The 15,159-nt window shown below is 71.7% G+C and carries 15 protein-coding genes; 3 read left to right on the top strand and 12 right to left on the bottom strand.

Annotated elements, in window-relative coordinates; genetic code table 11:
* Positions 1–40 precede the first annotated feature (40 nt).
* The 4 genes from nadD to pepN all read right to left on the bottom strand — a co-directional run bounded on the left by nadD (position 41) and on the right by pepN (position 4,663).
* Positions 41–637 carry a nicotinate-nucleotide adenylyltransferase gene (nadD, locus tag Van01_RS11410; RefSeq protein WP_204005540.1) on the bottom strand — a complete coding sequence of 199 codons (597 nt, stop codon included), beginning with the start codon at positions 635–637 and terminating at the stop codon, positions 41–43.
* A 58-nt stretch (positions 638–695) separates the two neighbouring features.
* Positions 696–1,526 carry a hypothetical protein gene (locus tag Van01_RS11405; RefSeq protein ID WP_204005538.1) on the bottom strand — a complete coding sequence of 277 codons (831 nt, stop codon included), beginning with the start codon at positions 1,524–1,526 and terminating at the stop codon, positions 696–698.
* Positions 1,523–2,041: a SigE family RNA polymerase sigma factor gene (locus tag Van01_RS11400; protein ID WP_204005536.1), complete on the bottom strand. Its 519-nt coding sequence runs from the start codon at positions 2,039–2,041 to the stop codon at positions 1,523–1,525. Before Van01_RS11400 ends, Van01_RS11405 begins: the two co-directional genes overlap by 4 nt.
* Before the next feature lie 108 nt (positions 2,042–2,149).
* Positions 2,150–4,663, bottom strand: coding sequence for an aminopeptidase N (gene pepN / locus Van01_RS11395; RefSeq protein WP_204005534.1), 2,514 nt, complete (start codon positions 4,661–4,663; stop codon positions 2,150–2,152).
* A 68-nt stretch (positions 4,664–4,731) separates the two neighbouring features.
* Here pepN and Van01_RS11390 point away from each other — a divergent pair, with 68 nt between their 5' ends.
* Entirely contained in the window at positions 4,732–4,950 is a 219-nt protein-coding gene (locus tag Van01_RS11390) for a DUF397 domain-containing protein (RefSeq protein WP_093407559.1), read from the top strand.
* Between the two features lie 55 nt (positions 4,951–5,005).
* Here the strand turns inward: Van01_RS11390 and Van01_RS11385 are convergent, their stop codons facing one another.
* Positions 5,006–5,389: a hypothetical protein gene (locus Van01_RS11385; RefSeq protein ID WP_204005532.1), complete on the bottom strand. Its 384-nt coding sequence runs from the start codon at positions 5,387–5,389 to the stop codon at positions 5,006–5,008.
* 276 nt (positions 5,390–5,665) lie between these two features.
* On the opposite strand from Van01_RS11385, the gene Van01_RS11380 reads away from it, so the two are divergent.
* Both Van01_RS11380 and Van01_RS11375 read left to right on the top strand, forming a co-directional pair.
* Positions 5,666–6,913: a cytochrome P450 gene (locus Van01_RS11380; protein WP_204005530.1), complete on the top strand. Its 1,248-nt coding sequence runs from the start codon at positions 5,666–5,668 to the stop codon at positions 6,911–6,913.
* Between the two features lie 142 nt (positions 6,914–7,055).
* Complete coding sequence (locus Van01_RS11375; protein WP_204005516.1) at positions 7,056–7,529, top strand: DUF4383 domain-containing protein; 474 nt, start codon at positions 7,056–7,058, stop codon at positions 7,527–7,529.
* A gap of 6 nt (positions 7,530–7,535) precedes the next feature.
* Here the strand turns inward: Van01_RS11375 and Van01_RS11370 are convergent, their stop codons facing one another.
* The 7 genes from Van01_RS11370 to Van01_RS11340 form a co-directional block, all read right to left on the bottom strand.
* Complete coding sequence (locus Van01_RS11370; RefSeq protein WP_204005514.1) at positions 7,536–7,973, bottom strand: GNAT family N-acetyltransferase; 438 nt, start codon at positions 7,971–7,973, stop codon at positions 7,536–7,538.
* A gap of 70 nt (positions 7,974–8,043) precedes the next feature.
* Positions 8,044–9,558, bottom strand: coding sequence for a GTPase ObgE (gene obgE / locus Van01_RS11365; protein WP_239099003.1), 1,515 nt, complete (start codon positions 9,556–9,558; stop codon positions 8,044–8,046).
* A gap of 90 nt (positions 9,559–9,648) precedes the next feature.
* Positions 9,649–9,903, bottom strand: coding sequence for a 50S ribosomal protein L27 (rpmA, locus tag Van01_RS11360; protein WP_091197044.1), 255 nt, complete (start codon positions 9,901–9,903; stop codon positions 9,649–9,651).
* A gap of 11 nt (positions 9,904–9,914) precedes the next feature.
* Positions 9,915–10,229: a 50S ribosomal protein L21 gene (rplU, locus tag Van01_RS11355; RefSeq protein ID WP_093407572.1), complete on the bottom strand. Its 315-nt coding sequence runs from the start codon at positions 10,227–10,229 to the stop codon at positions 9,915–9,917.
* Positions 10,230–10,421: 192 nt separating this feature from the next.
* Entirely contained in the window at positions 10,422–10,937 is a 516-nt protein-coding gene (locus Van01_RS11350) for a hypothetical protein (protein WP_204005512.1), read from the bottom strand.
* A gap of 198 nt (positions 10,938–11,135) precedes the next feature.
* The gene (locus tag Van01_RS11345; RefSeq protein ID WP_204005510.1) at positions 11,136–14,228 is read right to left on the bottom strand and encodes an Rne/Rng family ribonuclease; all 3,093 of its coding nucleotides are present in this window, start codon (positions 14,226–14,228) and stop codon (positions 11,136–11,138) included.
* A gap of 129 nt (positions 14,229–14,357) precedes the next feature.
* The gene (locus tag Van01_RS11340) at positions 14,358–15,077 is read right to left on the bottom strand and encodes a TIGR03936 family radical SAM-associated protein (RefSeq protein WP_204006130.1); all 720 of its coding nucleotides are present in this window, start codon (positions 15,075–15,077) and stop codon (positions 14,358–14,360) included.
* Positions 15,078–15,159: the final 82 nt, after the last annotated feature.

Below are 15,159 nucleotides of genomic sequence, written 5' to 3'. Positions count from 1 at the left end.
CTCGTCAGTTTCAGCCGGAAAGAGGGATGAAACGGCTGAATCACTCCCGGTAGAGACGCCTTTTCGCGATGTACTGCACCACACCGTCAGGCACCAGATACCAGACCGGCTCGCCCCGGGCGACCCGTGCCCGGCAGTCGGTGGACGAGATGGCCATCGCCGGCACCTGCACCAGGCTTACCGTGTCAGCGGGCAGGTGCGCGGCGGTCAGCTCGAAGCCCGGCCGGGTGACCCCGATGAAGTGGGCCAGCTCGAAGATCTCGTCGAGGTCCTTCCAGCTCAGGATCCGTTCCAGGGCGTCCGCGCCGGTGATGAAGAACAACTGCGCCTTCGTCCCGTACCGGGAGCGCAGGTCGCGCAGGGTGTCGACGGTGTAGGTGGGCCCGCCCCGGTCGATGTCGACCCGGCTGACCTGGAACCGGGGATTGGAGGCCGTGGCGATCACGGTCATCAGGTATCGGTCCTCGGCCGAGCTGACCGGCACGTCGGCCTTCTGCCACGGCTGCCCTGTCGGCACGAATATCACTTCGTCGAGGCCGAACCGGTCCGCCACCTCGCTCGCGGCCACGAGGTGCCCATGATGGATCGGATCGAACGTCCCGCCCATGATCCCGATCCGCCGGATGTCTTCCTCCACCCGATGATCGTAGAGCCTGGCCAGTCGACCGGGCGGGCACACCTGACCGCACCCCGGCTCAACCGAGCTGGTCGACCAGTTCCCGGTCCGTCACGACCGTGCGCAGGCCGTCCAGGTCGAGCGGCAGCGGCGCACCCTCGTTGGGGATCGACTCCATCCACACCGCCCGACCGTCGGCCCACACCGCAGCCGCGTGGAGCTCGCCGTAGCTGGTGTCGATCGCGTAGAAGAGCGGCCTGCTGGCGGTGCCCTCCGTGCACTCGACCACCTCGCCGCGGGGTTCGCCGTCAGCGCCCTGCTGCGCGGCCTCCGCCTCGACCTCCGCGCAGTTGCGCGGCAGTTGGTGGTGCCTCCGGTCAGCGAGGTACAGCGTGAGGTGTCCACCGTCCTCACGGCTGGGGCCGAGATTGATCACCGAGTAGGCGTTTGGCGTGTCCCGCTCGCTCGGCTGGCACGGGCCGTAACCCGACTGCATCACCCAGTTCTTGCCCTCGGGCAGCCGGTCCATCGCGATGCGCACGTACTTGGGCCAGTTGCCGGGAGCGACCTGCTTGACCCCGCCGGTGATCGCAGTTGCCTCGACGCAGCCGTCCTGATCCGCCGATCCGACCGCGCCGGGCGTCGCCGTCGGTGCCAGCGCTGACGCCGTCACCGGGGGCGGCGGGGGCGCGCCGAACTGAGCGGGCTCGGATCCGCCGCTCGACCACAGCAGGAACGGCGTGGCGATGGCACCGGTCGCGGCCACGGCCGCCAGCCCACCCGTCACGGCGTGTGCCCGGCGGACCCACCGGGCGCGGGTCAACGCGCCGTCGGCGAGACCCGACGGTACCGGCACGTCCGCCAGCTCGCGTAGCCCCCGGCCGAGCTTGTTCTCGATGTCGTGTGTCATTTCATCTCCATGGTCAGCGAAAGCTCGGGACAGGAGACACGAAGGCGGGCCAGGGTGCGATGCGTCTGGCTGCGCACCGTACCCACCGAGCAGGACAGGATCGCGGCGATCTCGGCTTCCGGCAGATCCTCGTAGTAGCGCAGCACGATGACCGCGCGCTGGCGGGGAGTGAGCCCCCTCAGCGCCTCGGCCAGCGCCAGCCGCAACGCGGTGTCAGCGGCCGGATCGGCGACCTGAACTGCCGGTTCCGGTGGCTCGGCGTACGACCGCTCGCGCCGGTGTCGCAGCCGGCGCCACACGCTCACCTGCTGGTGGTAGAGGATCCTGCGCAGGTAGGCGTCGGGTGAGCCGGAGCCACGCAACGACATCCACCGGGTGGCCAGCTTCGCCAACGCCGTCTGTAGTAGATCCTCGGCGTCCTGCCGGTGGCCGGTGAGCAGCATCGCGGTACGGAAGAGTGCTCCCTGCCGTGCCGCGACATACTCCCGGAACTCCCGCTCTGCCGCGCGGTCCATGCGCTGCCTCCCTCGTGTCACCCATCTACACGCCACGAGGGAGGCGTCACTATGCCGGGATACCGAGAAAATCTGGCTGGCGCCGCGGAGCCGCGACGCCAGCGCAGGTCAGGCGGTGGTGGCCGCCACCGCCGTGCGCGCCACCAGAGCCCGGCGCAGGTCGTCGTCGGCATCGGTGACCACCCGACGCAGCCCCGGCGTGAGGTCGTCGCGGGCCAGCAGCGCCGCGGCCGCCTCCCGGGTCGGCTGGGACACCGCGTGGCGGGGGAAGGCCAGCTTGGCGACCTCGTCCGCCACCCAGGGCGTACGCAGCCGCGCGGCGGCCGGCATGTCGGCGAAGTATCTGGCGACGTAGGCGCTTGTCAGTTCCGCCTGCTCAGGCTGCCAGAAGCCCTCCGCCGTCGCCTCGACCAGCCGGTTCGACAACTCCGTGTTCGACACGATGATCTCCCACGCGGCCTGCTTTGCGGCGGGTTCGGGCAGGGCGGCCCGACACCGCGCAGCCCGCTCGGCACCTGTGGCGCTCGGGTCGGCCGCCGCCTCGGCCGCGATCTCGGCCGCGCCGGCGGCACCGATCACCACAAGTCGACCGAGCAGCGCCCACCGCAGTTCGGTGTCCACCGCCAGCCCGGCGGGTACGGCCCGGCCGGCGAGCCAGCCGGTGAGCAACTCGGCGTCGGTGCTCGCGGCGATCAGCCCGCGCGCGGCGGCCAACTGCAACGACTCCCCCGGTGCGGCGCCGTCGAGCAACCGCCGGCAGGACTCGGCGACCCGGGCCAGCGCGGACAGTCGCGCCAGCGGGTCGAGGTAACGGTCGATGAGCGCCCGGCTCATCGCCAGCACATCCTCCACGATGATCACTTCCGTCTCGGCGGGCAACGCCGCGACGATCAGGTCGACCAGGCCGCTGACCGGCCGTTCGCCGTCGGTCGCCGCGTCCAACGCCGCTCCCCAGAGCAGGGCGCGGGCCAGCGGGTCGGCGAGCCGGGGCAGCAGCAGCGGCACCGCGTCCACCGAGGCGGGATCGAGGCGGATCTTCGCGAAGGTCAGGTCGCCGTCGTTGGGCAGCAGGACCGCCGCCGCAGGTTCGCCGACCAACCCGACGAGCCGGGTACGTCCGTCGTCGGTCTTCGGGTCGAGGTCGACCTCGACCCGCTCGGCGGTGCCGTCCACGGAGTACCGGCCCACGCCGATGCGGTGCGGGCGCAGCACCGGGTGCGTCGGCGGCGCGGTCTGAGCGATCACGACCTCGCGGTACCGGCCGGCGGCGTCCACCCCCACCTCGGCCCGCAGCGTGTTGACCTGCGCGGTCCGCAACCAGGACTCCGCCCAGTCGGTCAGCTCCCGCCCGCTGCTGGCGGCCAGGCTCTCCAGCAGGTCGGCGAGGCTGGCGTTACCGAAGCGGTGCCGGGCGAAGTGGTCGTTGAGCCCGGCCAGGAACGCCTCGTCGCCGAGCCACGCCACCAGCTGCCGTAGCACGCTGGCACCCTTGGCGTACGAGATGCCGTCGAAGTTGAGCAACCCCTCGGCGGCATCGGTGACCCGCTCGGGCGCCACCGGATGCGTGGAAGGGCGCTGGTCGGCGGCGTATCCCCACGCCTTGCGGCGCAGCGCGAACGTCGTCCACGCCCGGTCGAACCGGGTCGCCTCGGCGGTGACCCGGGTGCCCAGATACTCCGCGAACGACTCGTTCAACCACAGATCGTCCCACCACCGCATGGTGACCAGGTCGCCGAACCACATGTGGGCCATCTCGTGGGCGATGGTGGTGGCACGCAGCTCGCGCTCGCTGTCGGTGACCGCCGAGCGGAACACGTAATCGTCGCGGAAGGTGACCAGGCCGGGATTTTCCATCGCACCGGCGTTGAACTCGGGCACGAACGCCTGGTCGTACTTGCCGAACGGGTAGCGCTCGTCGAACAGCTGATGGAACCGGTCAAGGCACTGCCTGGTGACGGTGAAGATCTCCGCCGCGTCCGCGTCGAGGTGCTCGGCGAGTGAGCGCCGGCAGTACACACCCAGCGGAATCCCGTCGTGGGTGTCCCGGCGGACGTGCCAGGGACCGGCGATCAGGGTGAAGAAGTACGTCGCGATCGGCAGGGTGGGGGCGAACTCCCAGCGGCCCGGCGCCGGGTTGGCCGCCAGTGCCGCGTTGGCCGCCACCGTCCAGTGCTCCGGCGCGGTCACCGACAACGTGACAGGCGCCTTCAGATCCGGCTGGTCGAAGGCGGCGAAGACCCGCTGCACGTCGTCCAGGAACGACATCACGTACAGGTAGGTCTCACCGTCGGCGGGGTCGACGAAGCGGTGCATCCCCTCGCCGGTGTTCGTGTACGCCATCTCGGCGTCGACGATGAGTGTGTTCTGCGCCGCGAGGCCGGTCAGGGGCAGCCGGTTGTCGTCGAGCGAGGCGGGATCCAGTTCGGTGTCGTTGAGGCGTACCGCGCGCAGCTCCGCCGGCTTGACCTCGGCGAAGGTCTCGGTGCCGGTGGCCCGGAACCGGATCGTGACGCGGGAGCGGAAGCGCTCGCCGCCCCCGGTCAGGTCGAGGTCCACCTGGTAGGACTCGACGGTGATCGACGCGCCACGCGCGGTCGCCTCTGCACGGCTCAGGCTCGGCATCCGCTTATCCTGCCCGATGAGGGAACGAACCGGCTTCCCCATATCCCCTGGTACTGGAGGACGGGACCATGACAGCGCACCCCAAGGGTGACTTCGACCTCTCCCGGGCGGTCTGGCAGCGGGCCGAAGGCGACACCTCGGAGGCCGCCGTGGAGGTCGCCTTCGTCGACGATCTCATCGGCATGCGCAACTCCGCCGAGCCGGACGGCCCGGTGCTGGTGTTCACCCAGGCCGAGTGGGACGCCTTCGTCGCGGGCGCTCAGGACGGCGAGTTCGACCTGGACTGAGCGCGGGCGCGGGGTCCGGGAACGGTCGCTCGGTCCGGCGTTCCCGGACCCCGCGCTAGCCACGGTCACCGTCGCCCCAACCGAGGCCACCCGGGCCGGGCCCGTGATGGAAACCGCAATGGTCTGCGACATCGACACAGCGCTCGCCGTCCGGCCCGAGGGCACCACAGAACAACCGCTCCGCACGCTGCCAGGCGTCGGCCGGCGACAACGCGGAGGCGCCGATCGCCAGCTCGGGCCGGAGCACGCTCAACGCCTCGGCGTACCCGACAGCCACCTCGCGGGCGGTGACGAGATCGGCGGCGGTGAAGCCGAGATGCACGGTGAAGTGGCGGTCGGGCCGGGACTGTCGGCGCGGCGGCGCCACCAGCGGCGGCTGCTCCCCGCCGGACGCCCCGGTCATCCACCGTCGCCAGTACGCCGCCCGGTTGTCCCGCATCAGTCCCTCCCCGTGGCTCGTCGAACCGCCTGACCGACGCCGCACCGACCGCTCGGACCCGGGGGCCGGATGACCGCCGGAGATGTCGACAACGCCGCCGGATCCAGCAAACCAGGCTCCCCCGGTCCTGGGAGGGGCCAGCAGCCGACCAGCCTCACCGGCCCGGCGACGCCACCGCCCGGCTGGTGGGTTCAGCGGCCCTGACCTGGGTAGACCCAGCCCGCGATGCAGGAACGGCCGGTCGGCGACGGCCGCGCCCCGGCAACAGGGGACCCGATGGCCACCATTCCGACGGACCGCAGCCCGGACAGCACCCTGGCCTTCCTGCGGGCCGGCTACCGGTTCATCGGGCAGCGGTGCGATCGGTACGGCACCGACATCTTCCAGACCCGTCTGCTGCTGGAACCGACGATCTGCCTGCGCGGCCGGGCCGCCGCCGAGCTCTTCTACGACGCCGACCGGTTCGCGCGGGAGGGTGCCATGCCGGCCCGAGGCCAGCGGACGTTGACCGGTCGGGGCGGCGTCCAGGGCCTCGACGGCGACGCCCACCGGGACCGCAAGGCGATCTACCTGTCACTGATGACCCCGACCGCGGTCCGGCGGCTGGGGCAGCTCTTCACCGACGAGTGGCAGGCCCGGCTGCCCGCCTGGGAACTGGCCGGGACGGTGACCCTGCACACCGAGGTCGCGTCGATGCTGACCCGGGCGGTCTGCGCCTGGGCGGGGGTGCCCCTGGCCGGCGGTGAGCTGGACCGGCGTACCGCCGACCTGCTAGCCATGATCGCCAGTGCCGCCGCGATCGGCCCCCGGCACTGGCGCGGCCGACTGAGCCGCCACCGCGGCGAGTACTGGGTCGGTGATCTCGTCGGGCAGGTACGCACCGGCTCGCTGTCGCCGCCCGGGGGCACCGCCCTGCGGGTGTTCGCTGAGCATCGCGACGGCGACGGGCACCTGTTGCCCCGCCGCATCGCCGCGGTGGAGCTGCTCAACGTGCTCCGCCCGACAGTCGCGGTGGCCCGGTTCGTGGTTTTCACCGCGTTGGCCCTGCACGATCATCCCGCCTGGCGGCAGCGGGTACCCGGCGACGCCGACGCCGCCGGGCAGTTCGTGCAGGAGGTACGCCGCTACTACCCGTTCTTCCCGGTGACCGCGGCCCGGGTCCGGCGGGACTTCGACTGGCAGGGATACCATTTCCCGCGCGGCCGGCGGGTGCTGCTGGACCTGTACGGCACCGATCATCACCCCGAGTTGTGGCCGGAGCCGGAGCGGTTCCGGCCGGAGCGCTTCGCCGGCTGGCCTGGCGACCCCTACACGCTCATCCCGCAGGGCGGCGGGGACCATCTCCACGGACACCGCTGCGCCGGCGAGTGGATCACGATTGAGTTGATGAAACGGGCGCTTGCAGTGTTGACCGAGTTCATCCGCTACGACGTACCGCCGCAGGACCTCGCGGTGGACCTGAGCCGGATGCCGGCCCTGCCGGCCAGCGGCTTCGTGATCACCGCCGTGCGGCGTACCGGTTGAGCCCGGCCCAGCGCTCACCGATTGGCCGTTCTTCTGCGGAAACGCCGTTGACCCTCAAGGATTGGACAGAGGGTCGGCGTCCGACGGCCAGTGTCCGGTCGCGGTCAGGCCGCTGTCCCGCGCATCCTCGGAGGTGACAACGATGACACATCGGTCAGGCCACCGGACCGCACGCACCCAGGTCCAGCTCGCCGCCATGATCGTGTCGGGGATCATCCTCCTGCTCGGCCTGCTCGGTTTCGTTCCCGGCATCACCACCGGCTACCGCGAGATGGCCTTCGCCGGGCACCGCAGCGGGGCGGAGCTGTTCGGGCTGTTCCAGGTGTCCGTGCTCCGCAACCTGGTGTTCGTGCTCATCGGTCTGATCGGCCTGGCAATGGCACGGCGGCTGACCGGGGCACGGGTCTTCCTGACTGTCGGCGGCGCGCTGTTTCTCCTGTTCTGGATCTACGGGCTGGCGACAGCGGACGAGAGCGCCGCCAACTGGATGCCAGCGAACGGCCCTGGCGACTGGTTGCACCTGCTGCTCGGCCTCGGCATGCTGATCCTCGGCCTGCTGCTGTCCAACCGGGTCGGTACCGCAGGCAGGCTGGACGAACCCTTCGACAGGCCGTGACCGGGCTCAGGCCGGCACCGGCAGCCGCTTGACGAAGCAGGTGAGGTACGGCCCGTCGGCGAGCCCACCAACGCCTGTGGTCGGCTCGTATCCGCAGGCCCGGAAGAGTGCCACCGCTGCCGGCAGATGCGGGCCGGCCTCCACCCGCACCACCGAGTGCCCCCGTTGGTACGCCAGTTCCTCAAGCGCGGCGACCAGTTGGCGGGCGATGCCGCGACGCCGGTAGGCAGGACGGACGAACAGCCGCTCCAACTCGCCGGTGTCGTCGTCGCGCACCCGGATCCCGCCGTACGCCACAGCCCGGCCGGAGACCACGACCGTCAGCCAGCAGGGATCACCGTGCGTACCGATGTCCCGACCGGTGATCCCGCCCAGCTCGCGCTGCCCAGCCACGACGAGTGCGGCGACCTCCGGATCCGCCAGGGGGCGGGACTCGATGAGCATCACTCCACGCTAGGGCGACGAAATTTCGCGAAGGTTTCCAGCAGTCGTCCCCATTTCGGAGCGCATCGAGCTATTTGGCGTCGTCCCCGTCGTCGGACGCCGGCCCGACCGCGCCAGAGGCCGCCGCGGCCTCGTCGGACGCCGGCACGACCTCGGCGGAGGCCGACACGACTTCGTCGGCCGGTCGCTGCCGGCGCGCCTTGCGGGCCGCCAGGCGCTCGGCCGCGCTGGCCCGGTTCGACTTCTCCTCCAGCCGGACGTCACGGCCTCGGGCACCCGGGACGAACTCGGCACCGGCGTAGAGGGTCGGCTGCCAGTCGAACTCGCGTTCGCCGATGCGGACCAGGTCACCGGGCTGCGCGCCCGCCTTGGCCAACTGCTCCTCGACGCCGAGCCGAGCCAGCCGATCGGCGAGATAGCCGACCGCCTCGTCGTTGTCGAAGTTCGTCTGACGCACCCAGCGCTGCGGGCGGACACCGCGCACCGTGTACGAGCCGTCATCCTCGGCCTCGATGGTGAAGCCGGCGTCGTCGACAGCCTTCGGTCGGATCACGATCCGGGTCGGTTCGGCCGGCGGCGTCGCGGCACGCGACTGTTCCACAAGCTCCGCCATCGCGTACGTGAGTTCCTTGAGCCCTTCCCGGGTGGCCGCGGAGACCTCGAAGACCCGCAGTCCACGCGCTTCCAGGTCGGGCCGGACGATCTCGGCGAGGTCGCGGCCGTCCGGCACGTCGACCTTGTTCAACGCGACAAGCCGGGGCCGGTCGGCCAGCCCGCCGTACTCGGCCAGCTCCGCCTCGATGGTGTCGATGTCGGCCAGCGGATCCCGTCCCGGCTCCAGGGTGGCGGTGTCGATGACGTGCACCAGCACAGCACATCGCTCGATGTGCCGCAGGAACTCCAGGCCCAGCCCCTTGCCGGTGGCCGCGCCCGGGATCAGCCCCGGCACGTCGGCGACGGTGAAGGTGTGGTTGTCGAGCCGGACCACGCCGAGGTTCGGTACCAGCGTGGTGAACGGGTAGTCGGCGATCTTCGGCTTGGCGGCGGAGATCACCGAGATGAGCGACGACTTCCCGGCCGACGGGAAACCCACCAGACCGACGTCGGCGACGCTCTTCAGTTCCAGCACCACGTCCAGTTGCTCGCCCGGCTCACCCAGCTCGGCGAAGCCGGGGGCCTTACGGCGCGAGTTGGCCAGCGAGGCGTTGCCCCGGCCACCGCGCCCGCCCCGGGCCACCTCGAACGTGGTGCCGGCGCCGACCATGTCGGCCAGCACGGTGCCGTCGCTTGTCTGCACGACAGTGCCGTCGGGCACCTTGAGCACCAGGTCGGCGCCGTTGCCGCCGTCCCGGTTCGACCCCGCGCCGCCCCGCCCGTTCTCCGCCTTGACATGCGGACGGAAGTGGAAGTCGAGAAGCGTGTGCACCTGCGGGTCGACCACCAGCGAGACGCTGCCACCGTGTCCGCCGTTGCCACCGTCCGGGCCACCGAACGGCTTGAACTTCTCCCGGTGGATCGAGACACAGCCGTGCCCGCCGTCGCCGGCCTGCAGGTGCAGGACGACCCGGTCAACGAACGTCGTCACGCCGTAATCCTTCCAGCAGGGCCCGGCCCCGCGCGAGAAAAGGCGAAGCGGGCCGGGACATCAGGTCCACGGCCCGCTTACGCCGGAGAGCTACTGCTGCGGCACGATGCTGACGGTCTTACGACCGCGCCTGGTGCCGAACTGGACCGCACCAGCGGCCAGCGCGAAGAGCGTGTCGTCTCCGCCGCGGCCGACCAGGTCACCGGGGTGGAACTTGGTGCCACGCTGACGGATGAGGATCTCACCCGCGCTGACGACCTGACCACCGAAGCGCTTCACGCCGAGCCGCTGGGCCGCAGAGTCACGACCGTTACGCGAGCTGGACGCACCCTTTTTGTGAGCCATTGGAGGACGACCTACTTCCCGCTGGAGATGCCGGTCACCTTGACCTGGGTCAACGGCTGGCGGTGACCCTGGCGCTTGTGGTAGCCGGTCTTGTTCTTGAACTTGTGGATCCGGATCTTCGGGCCCTTGGTGTGCGCGGCGATCTCGCCGGACACCTCGACCTGAGCGAGCTTCGCCGCGTCGGTCACCAGGTCGTCACCGTCGACGAGGAGCACCGCGGCGAGCTTCACCGCGTCACCGGGGGCACCGGTGAGCTTCTCGACCTCGATCACGTCGCCCTCGGCGACCTTGTACTGCTTGCCGCCGGTCTTGACGATCGCGTACATCGGAGGCGGACTCCCTGTCGTTGAGGCTGCTGGCGTCTTTTCCCGACCGTTGCCGGCCCGGTCGTCCCCACGGCGGCTCGCCGGGCAGCAGAAGCACGGCGGCACGGGCACGCGGGAACTCGGCACACCAAAGTGCGCCGCAGGCTAGCGTACGCCATGGTCGGGCCGGGACCCAAACCGGGGCTGCGCCGGTCAGCGGGCGCAGAGCTGGTCGAGACGCTGCTGCAGCCGGTCCAGCGCCGTCCCCTCAAGCGCCTCGATGTCGGTGCCGAGCCGACCGACCTCACGCGACAACTCCGTCAGCAGCGCCTTGAGCTGCTGGTCGTCGGCGCGTGCCGCCTGCGCTCTGAGCGCTTTCGCCCAGTCGGACAGCGCCGCCTCGGCCCGCCTACCGGCGGCCTCCGCGTCGGCGGTGTCGCCCGAACCGGTAGCCGTGACCATCGCGGCCACCTGCTCGACGTACTTCTTTCCCGCGTCACCGCTGGCCTGCTGTGCGGCGGCGCAGACCTCCGGGGCGTTCCCGCCCGCCGCTCCGGGGGCGGGTGTCGCCGCCGACGACTCAGGGTTGGGCGTCGTCGGGCCGGTGGTGACGTCGACGCGCGTCGTGGCCGGAGCGGCCGGCTCGCCCGCGTCGCGCCGCTCGGCCGAGCAGGCGGTGCCGACGAGCAACGCGGCGATGGCCACGGTGACGGCGAGCGTTCGGCGCATCGTCTCCTCCTCCGCGGCCGCGTCCACCCGCCGCGTGCCCGACCGCACGGGGACGGGGTCAGCGTGCCCGGACCGGGCCGCGGCGACCGCCCATCGACCATACGGGAAGGTCCCGCCCGGCGGACATCACCACCGGGCGGGACCTGTCGACAGTCGGCTGCCCGTCGCCAGGCGGAGCCACCCCCTGAACGAACGCCGTCAGGGCCGGGTACGTCGACGCGCGCCACCGCGACGGGAACGACGCCGCCCGGTGCCACCTTCGCCGCCGTCCTCCTCGTCGGCCTCGCCGAGCGCGTCCGGATCGTCAGGCGCGGCGAGCCGTGCCGACTCGCCCTGCTGGCTGTCGGCCACGTCCATGGCAGCCGGGGTGTCCGTCTCGTACCGCGACAGGTCGTAGCCCATGGTGTCGTGGTAGTCGGTGTCGACGGTGCTCGTGGCGTCGGTCTCGGTGACCTCCACCACCGTCCGCTCCGCCGACGCAGCGCCCTTGCGCGCGCGTCGCCTGGCCGAACCGGTCGTCTGCTCGGCCGCCGGGACACCCGCCGAGGCAACCGCCTTGACCTTGTCCCCACCGCCGGAGCGCGGCTTCTCCGGCACCGGTTCGGTGTGAATGACCAGTCCCCGGCCCTTGCAGCAGTCGCAGGTCTCGCTGAACGCCTCCAACAGCCCCGCGCCGATCCGCTTACGGGTCATCTGCACCAGGCCCAGCGAGGTGATCTCGGTGACCTGGTGCTTGGTGCGGTCCCGGCCCAGGCACTCGGTCAGCCGACGCAGCACCAGTTCCCGGTTCGACTCCAGCACCATGTCGATGAAGTCGATCACCACGATCCCGCCGATATCCCGCAGCCGCAGCTGCCGGACGATCTCCTCGGCCGCTTCCAGGTTGTTACGGGTGACAGTCTCCTCCAGATTGCCCCCGGCACCCGTGTACTTACCGGTGTTCACGTCGACCACAGTCATCGCCTCGGTCCGGTCGATCACCAGGTGTCCACCGGAGGGCAGGAAGACCTTGCGGTCGAGCCCCTTGAGGATCTGCTCGTCGATCCGGTACTCGGCGAAGACGTCGGTGGTGCCGACGTGCCGCCGCAACCGCGCGACCAGGTCCGGCGACACGTGCGACAGGTACGACTCGACCATGTCGTACGCCTCGTCGCCCTCCATCACCAGCTCGCGGAAGTCCTCGTTGAACAGGTCACGGACCACCCTGATCACCAGATCCGGCTCCTGGTAGAGGAGCACCGGCGCACCGCCCTCGGCGGCCTTGGCCTGGATGTCCTCCCACTGCGCCTGGAGCCGCTTGACGTCCCGGGCCAGTTCGTCCTCACTCGCGCCCTCGGCGGCGGTCCGGACGATCACTCCAGCGCCGTCGGGCACCAGCTTCTTCAGCACGTCACGCAGCCGCTTACGCTCGTTGTCCGGCAGCTTGCGGCTGATCCCGGAGGCGTTGCCGCCGGGTACGTAGACCAGGTGCCGGCCGGAGAGCGCGATGTGGCTGGTCAACCGGGCCCCCTTGTGCCCGATCGGGTCCTTGGTGACCTGGACCAGCACCGAATCACCGGACCTGAGGGCCTGCTCGATCGAGCGGGCCCGTCCCTCCAGGCCGGTGGTGTCCCAGTTGACCTCGCCGGCGTACAGGACCGCGTTGCGCCCCCGACCGATGTCGACGAACGCCGCCTCCATGCTCGGCAGCACGTTCTGCACCTTGCCGAGGTAGACGTTGCCGGCCATGGTGCCGGAGGAACTGCGAGTGACGTAATGCTCGACCAGGACGCCGTCCTCCAGCACGGCGATCTGGGTCCGGTCGCCGCGCTGGCGCACCGCCATCACCCGGTCGACCGCCTCCCGGCGGGCCAGGAATTCCGACTCGCTGAGGATCGGCGGACGGGTTCGACGCTGCTCACGGCCGTCCCGACGGCGCTGCCGCTTGGCCTCCAGCCGGGTCGATCCGGAGACGCCCTGCACCTCGTCGACCGTCCGGCGCGGCTCTCTGATCTTCACGACGGTGGGTACGCCGTCGTCAGCGGCACCGTCGGTGTCACCGGCACCCCGGCGACGCCGCCGACGGCGCCGACGGGTCATCCCGTCGCCCTCGGCCTCGTCGCTCTCCTCGGCCTCGGCCTCGGCCTCGTCAGCCTCGGCCTGGACGGCCTCCTCGGCCTCGCCGTCCTCGACCTCGTCGCCGTCGTCGGCACCGCCCTTGCCCCGGCCCCGGCCCCGGCGACCGCGGCGGCGGCGACGCCGACCGCCAGCGGTCTCCTCGTCGTCGTCGTCCTCCTCCTCGGGGGCCTCCTCGGCAGCCGCGGCGGGTTCCTCGTCGACCTCGGCCGCCACCACCGGCTCGGCCTCCCGCCGGCCCCGACGGCGTCGGCGCGACGGCTCGGCCGGTTCCTCGGCGGGCTCCTCCTCGGTGGTCTGCGCCGCGGCGGCGCGGGCCGCGATCACCTCTTCCGGGGCCATGAACAGCACGGTCGGCGCGGTGAGCGCGGCCTTCCGCCGACGGGACCGGGTCTCGGGCTCGGCCGGTGCCACCTCCGCACCCGTCGGCTCGACGGCCCCCTCCGACTGGACGGAAACCACCGGCTCAGCGTCCCCGGTCGGGGCGACCATCGGCTCCGGGTCGGTGCCGCCCTCGGCGGGCAGCGCGGCGGAGCCGAAGTCGGTGCCGGCCGCCGGCGCGAGACCGGCGTCCGGCGCGCCGGCGGAGGGCTGCGTCGGCTCGGTCCCGGCGGGCGGCTCGATCGCGGCGTCGACGGACGGTTCGGCGGCCGCGGGCGTCGACTTCCGGCGGCGGGTACGGGTCACCTTGACCGGCGGTACGACGTCGCTCTCCGCGACCTCCGCCTCGGCCACGGCCAGGGGCTCCTCGACGGCCTTCTGCCCGGTGGTCGCCTTGCGGCGACGGCGTGGCGTCTTCGCCGGAGGGTCGAGATCACCGGATACCGGGGCGAACACCTCGGCCTGGGGCGATTCCCCGCTGCCCACCGTCGCGGCGCTGGGCGCCTCCACCGGCGCGTCGGTCTGCTCGGGCCGGCTGACCGAGGTGGCCCGGCGGCGGGTCGCGCGACGCCGGGGCGCCGGTTCGGCGGTGCCACCCGGATCGGCGACGCCGCCGAGGTCAGCGGTGCCGCTCACGGCACCGGGAATCTCCTCCGGCGGGTCAGCGACCGGGCCGGGCCCGGCCACCCCCTGGGACGGGGGGAAGCTGGCCGCCTCGGCGGTGCTGGTCTCGACGGTCTCGTCGGCCGGGTTGACACCGGCTCGTTCGCTGCCCTCGGGCTCGTTCTCGAGCATGGACGTTCTCCAGTTCTGGCTTCCCCGGGCGCGGGTGAGCGCTGCCACGCAGGGTTGCCGCAAAGGTGTTTCCCCGGGCGCACGGAGTGCGCGCCGGCGAAGTCTGCCTGCCTGGACGCCGACCGTCGGTCAGCGCCCGCCGATGGTTGCCCCGTCGCGGTCCGCATCCAGCGGATCCACGATCGCACCCTGCGCGGTCAGCGTGCCCTGAGCCAGCCGGATCACCTTCGGGGCCACCGGCGGCTCCAGGCCGGCCACCACGCGGAAGCCGGAAAGGACGTCATCGGGCCGTACGGACGGAGTGACCTGCCGCACGACCAGTTCGAGTATCGCACACGGTACGTCCGGGTCCTCGGAAGGCGTCGTCGGTGCGGCGATCACATCGATGCCGATAACCGCGGCACGCGCGTCGAAGGTGCGCCGCCCCTGCTTGGTCATCCGTTCGACAAGCACCTCCTCGGCGGCGCTGAAGACGGCCACCGCCTTGGCCAGCACGTCGGGATCCACCTGCGGCAGCTCGATCCGCCAGCGGGACGCCTCGATCCGGTCGGGCAGGCTCGCACCGCTGGCCACCACGGCGTCGAGCACGTCGAGTCCGGGTGACAGCGCCGCGTCCAGCGCCAACCGCAACTGCTCCGGATCGACCGGCTCACGCAGGCCGATCTCCAGATACTCCGCCTCGCTCGCCACCCCGGTAGGCGCCGCGCTGGCGTACGAGATCTTCGGGTGCGGGGTGAAGCCCTGGGAGAAGGCCACCGGTACGCCGGCCCGGCGCAGCGCCCGTTCGAAGGCCCGGGCGAAATCCCGGTGCGAGGTGAACCGCAGCGGTCCCCGCTTGGCGTACCGGATCCGGACGCGCTGGACGACGGGTGCCTGGCCGCCCTCGGGCTGTGGTTTCCTACTGATCGTCGTGCTCCTCGGTGTCGGGCCC

It is taken from the genome of Micromonospora andamanensis, assembly GCF_016863495.1.
In the GTDB taxonomy this organism is placed as follows: Bacteria; Actinomycetota; Actinomycetes; order Mycobacteriales; family Micromonosporaceae; genus Micromonospora; species Micromonospora andamanensis.
This window is presented reverse-complemented; position numbering and strand designations above follow the sequence as displayed.

What these genes read in the sequence shown, in the direction of transcription:
- Van01_RS11400 (WP_204005536.1), bottom strand. Translation starts at nt 2,041, where the DNA reads ATGGACCGCGCGGCAGAGCGGGAGTTCCGGGAGTATGTCGCGGCACGG.
- pepN (WP_204005534.1), bottom strand. Translation starts at nt 4,663, where the DNA reads ATGCCGAGCCTGAGCCGTGCAGAGGCGACCGCGCGTGGCGCGTCGATC.
- Van01_RS11390 (WP_093407559.1), top strand. Translation starts at nt 4,732, where the DNA reads ATGACAGCGCACCCCAAGGGTGACTTCGACCTCTCCCGGGCGGTCTGG.
- Van01_RS11380 (WP_204005530.1), top strand. Translation starts at nt 5,666, where the DNA reads ATGGCCACCATTCCGACGGACCGCAGCCCGGACAGCACCCTGGCCTTC.
- Van01_RS11350 (WP_204005512.1), bottom strand. Translation starts at nt 10,937, where the DNA reads ATGCGCCGAACGCTCGCCGTCACCGTGGCCATCGCCGCGTTGCTCGTC.
- rplU (WP_093407572.1), bottom strand. Translation starts at nt 10,229, where the DNA reads ATGTACGCGATCGTCAAGACCGGCGGCAAGCAGTACAAGGTCGCCGAG.
- Van01_RS11385 (WP_204005532.1), bottom strand. Translation starts at nt 5,389, where the DNA reads ATGCGGGACAACCGGGCGGCGTACTGGCGACGGTGGATGACCGGGGCG.
- Van01_RS11375 (WP_204005516.1), top strand. Translation starts at nt 7,056, where the DNA reads ATGACACATCGGTCAGGCCACCGGACCGCACGCACCCAGGTCCAGCTC.
- Van01_RS11370 (WP_204005514.1), bottom strand. Translation starts at nt 7,973, where the DNA reads ATGCTCATCGAGTCCCGCCCCCTGGCGGATCCGGAGGTCGCCGCACTC.
- rpmA (WP_091197044.1), bottom strand. Translation starts at nt 9,903, where the DNA reads ATGGCTCACAAAAAGGGTGCGTCCAGCTCGCGTAACGGTCGTGACTCT.
- Van01_RS11345 (WP_204005510.1), bottom strand. Translation starts at nt 14,228, where the DNA reads ATGCTCGAGAACGAGCCCGAGGGCAGCGAACGAGCCGGTGTCAACCCG.
- Van01_RS11405 (WP_204005538.1), bottom strand. Translation starts at nt 1,526, where the DNA reads ATGACACACGACATCGAGAACAAGCTCGGCCGGGGGCTACGCGAGCTG.